At 57.3% G+C, this 3,469-nt stretch carries 4 protein-coding genes and 1 pseudogene; 1 reads left to right on the top strand and 4 read right to left on the bottom strand.

Annotated elements, in window-relative coordinates; translation table 11 throughout:
- The 4 genes and pseudogenes from Q0341_RS13845 to Q0341_RS13830 form a co-directional block, all read right to left on the bottom strand.
- Positions 1 to 896 (bottom strand): annotated as a pseudogene (locus tag Q0341_RS13845) (hypothetical protein); the annotation flags it as partial.
- Positions 889 to 1,464: a TolC family protein gene (locus Q0341_RS13840; protein ID WP_299514475.1), complete on the bottom strand. Its 576-nt coding sequence runs from the start codon at positions 1,462 to 1,464 to the stop codon at positions 889 to 891. The gene Q0341_RS13840 and the pseudogene Q0341_RS13845, both read right to left, overlap by 8 nt.
- Before the next feature lie 57 nt (positions 1,465 to 1,521).
- Positions 1,522 to 2,136 (bottom strand): TolC family protein, encoded by a 615-nt coding sequence (locus Q0341_RS13835; RefSeq protein WP_299514472.1) that lies wholly within the window; start codon positions 2,134 to 2,136, stop codon positions 1,522 to 1,524.
- Between the two features lie 187 nt (positions 2,137 to 2,323).
- Entirely contained in the window at positions 2,324 to 2,791 is a 468-nt protein-coding gene (locus Q0341_RS13830) for a CBS domain-containing protein (protein WP_299514470.1), read from the bottom strand.
- A gap of 114 nt (positions 2,792 to 2,905) precedes the next feature.
- On the opposite strand from Q0341_RS13830, the gene Q0341_RS13825 reads away from it, so the two are divergent.
- Positions 2,906 to 3,469: PLP-dependent transferase (locus Q0341_RS13825; protein WP_299514468.1), on the top strand; the 564-nt coding region annotated here is incomplete at its 3' end.

Below are 3,469 nucleotides of genomic sequence, written 5' to 3'. Positions count from 1 at the left end.
GCAATGATGGCGATCACGCCCACAAACAAGATGGCGAAGGGCAAATCGGCCATGATGAACAGGCTCGACGAGGTCAGAAAATTGCGCACGGATTCAAAATGGCGAATTTGAGAGGCAAAGGTGCCCACCGTGCTGGGCCGAGCGTCCATGCGGATGTCCAAGGCTTTGCCAAAAAAAACAGCCGAAAGCTCCTGATCGATGACTTTGCATGCGCGGTCCACCATGTAGGCACGAACTTGTTTGAGGACCAGCTCAATCAATATCGCGATGACCACCCCAATGGTCAACACCCACAGCGTTGAATAACCCTTGGTGGGAATCACGCGGTCATAAACCTGCATGGAATACAAAGCCGCCACCAAACCCACCATGCTGATCACAAAAGTGGCCACGACCGCTTCCAAAAAAACAGGGCGATAACGGCGAATAGAGGTCGCGAACCAGTCGGTTGCGCTCATGGCACGGTGCCCCGATTCACCCGGGCGAGCGGGCATGATGGTCAGCTTCAGCAGCCGTCCTTGCCGTGCATCGGCCATGGGCAACACACAGGGGTGACCCTCGGCATCTTGGCAAGTCAGGCGATGCCGCCCCGAGCCGCCACGCACCAGCAGCACCTGTTCCCCCTCTGAGCCAACCCACAGCAGCGGAAAATCAGCGGGCTTGAGGTTTTTGGGCTCGATGGTCTGGATATGGGCGGTAGGAAAGCGCCCCAGCCACCAAGCCTTGATTCGCTCTTCTCGGTTCAGGTTGTCCACCATCAAGCCATCGGTGGTGCGCGACATCATGCCAAACCGATGAGCAGGTACGGCCTGGCCCAAAAGCCCCGCCAGCCGTGACAAAACCACCGCCAATTTGCGGTCCAGCATCATGGTCGATGCGGCATCGACCTCAGTCATGGATCAAACTCAACTTGTCCAAGCCCAATTGACCGGTCAAAAGCAACAGACGCAACTGCAACAGCTGGGTGCTCGAGGCGACATCGACAGCGCTGTAATTGGCCTGGGCATTTTCACGCAACCCATTCAACACGTCCAACCAATTTTTCTTGCCGATTTGGTATTGCCGCAAGTAAGACGCCACCACATCGTCAGTGGCCGAGACCAACAACTTTGAAGGCTCCAACTGTTGGCCCAAGGCCTCCAAATCGGACAGTGCAGTGCGAACCTGTTGCGCCAACTGGCGCTCATACACGGCCGCGTTTTGCCGACTGTTTTCGAGCCGTGAGCGGGCCGCAGCCACCGAACTGCGCGCAGACAAACCGGGGCCAGGTGAAAACTGCAGCGACAAATAGGTTCGAATGGGATCAACGCCGCTTTCCGTGGCCCCCAAAGTCCGGCGGTGAGCCAATGCCAAAGTGGGGAAATAGCTGGCCTCGGCCATGTCGATCTGCGCCAGTGAAACCTCTTGCTGTGTACGCAACCTCAGCAGTTCGGCCGAGCTCGATTTGCTCGCCTCAATGGCCACACCTTCGTCCTACTGTTTCCAGTCGATGGCGCTCGGGGGCTTCAAATCACTGTGGGTTTACCCCACCAATTGCTGCAAGGCCAGCTCGGCCGTTTGCCAGGAACGCTTGAACTGGATGCGCTCCGTCACGGCTTGTTGAAAACGCGCTGTCGCCAACACTTGGTCGGTCAAGGGGCTGATTTGTGCCTCTACGCGCCGTTGAATCAACTCGAGCAGCTTGCGGTGCTCGGCTTCATTCTTTTGGGCCACCGCCATGCGCTCTCGCCAACGCAAAGCCTCAAAAAACTGGCTGCCTGTTTCTTGCATCAATGCGCTGCGCGCTTCTTGCAAACCGGCTTGCGCCAAAACCACTTGTGCATGAGCCAAGCGGTTTTGAGCGTCTATTTTTCCGCCCGCCCACAGCGGTTGCTGCACCAACAAGGCCCCAACAGGTCGGCCACCCGATGCCGTCGCTTCGGTGCTAACAGTCGGAAAACGCGACCATTTGGCGGTTTCCAGATCACTGTTTGCCGCATCCAGCTCGGCTTGTTTCGCCCGCACTGTCGGATGTTGACTGGCCGCCAAAACCAAGGCATCGGCCAAGCGCAATTCAGAGGCCATGGCCAGCGAAGCACACAAATAAAGCAGACCAGCGCAAACCATGCGGGTTTGCAACAAAACGCGAGGTGTCATTGGAGTCAAAAAACACAATGCAGTGTTTTATTAATTTAGTACTCAAATATTATTGCATGAGTTATCCAGAGAATTAAAAAACGCTGGTCTCTTGGAAGAAGCCAGTGTTAAAAAGGGCTGTGAAAAAATTCCAGCCCACGGGTGCGTTGCATGACCAAGACCAGTCAAGGTTCGCCAGTCAATCCGATCAAGGTCGGCTGGGGTCCGCCGTACCGGCTTCCTGACCAGGCCAGTCGCGGATGTAAGCCTTGAGCATGGTGTTCTCAAAGTTCTGGCTGTCGACCACGGCTTTGGCCACGTCGTAGAAACTGATCACCCCCATCAAGAGCGGGCCGTCCATGACGGGCATGTAGCGGGCATGGTGTTCAAGCATCATGCACCGCACCTCATCGATGTCGGTGCCCCCAGTGCAAGTTTGGGGTTGCGTGTCCATGGCTTCGCGCACCGTGGTGAGACCCACTTGTCCGCCGTTTTTCACAATTTGCTGAATCACTTCTCGAAAGGTCAACATGCCCACCAGTTGACCTTGGGCCATGACCACCAAAGAGCCGATGTCTTTGTCTGCCATGTCGTTCATGGCCAAAGACAAGGGCTCGTCAGGCTGCACGGTGAACAAGGTGCCGCCTTTGACGCGGAGGATGTCGCTGACTTGCATGGTGTGTCTCCTGAGGGAAGATTCGGATCAGATGGCATCTCAATATAGCCCACAATGACACACCGATTCAGGTGTTCCGCTCGCCTGATGCTTTCTTTTTTCGGAGACACCCCTATGGCTGGTTACAGCGATCCCGGTTTTGACACTTTGGCCCTGCACGCAGGCGCAGCCCCCGACCCGACCACTGGCGCACGGGCCGTGCCAATCCACCTGACCACTTCTTTTGTTTTTGAATCCAGCGACCAGGCCGCGGCGCTGTTCAACCTGGAGCGCCCGGGCCACGTTTACAGCCGCATCAGCAACCCGACCAATGCGGTGCTGGAGCAACGCATCTCGGCATTGGAGGGCGGCATTGGGGCCATCACCACAGCCAGCGGGCAAGCGGCTTTGCACCTGGCCATTGCCACACTCATGGGCGCGGGCTCGCACATCGTGGCGTCGAGTGCTTTGTACGGCGGCTCACACAACCTGCTGCACTACACCTTGAGCCGCTTTGGGATCCGCACAACCTTCGTCAAACCGGGCGACCTTGATGCGTGGAAAGCCGCCGTGCAGCCCGACACCAAACTCTTTTTTGGCGAGACGGTGGGCAACCCCGGCATGGACGTGCTGGACATCGAGGCGGTGAGCGCCATCGCCCACGAAGCGGGCGTGCCATTGCTGGTGGACTCCACCCTC

It is taken from the genome of uncultured Limnohabitans sp., assembly GCF_937889215.1.
GTDB lineage: Bacteria > Pseudomonadota > Gammaproteobacteria > Burkholderiales > Burkholderiaceae_C > Limnohabitans_A.
Note: the sequence above shows the minus strand (reverse complement) of the source record. Positions and strands in the feature narration are given on the sequence as shown.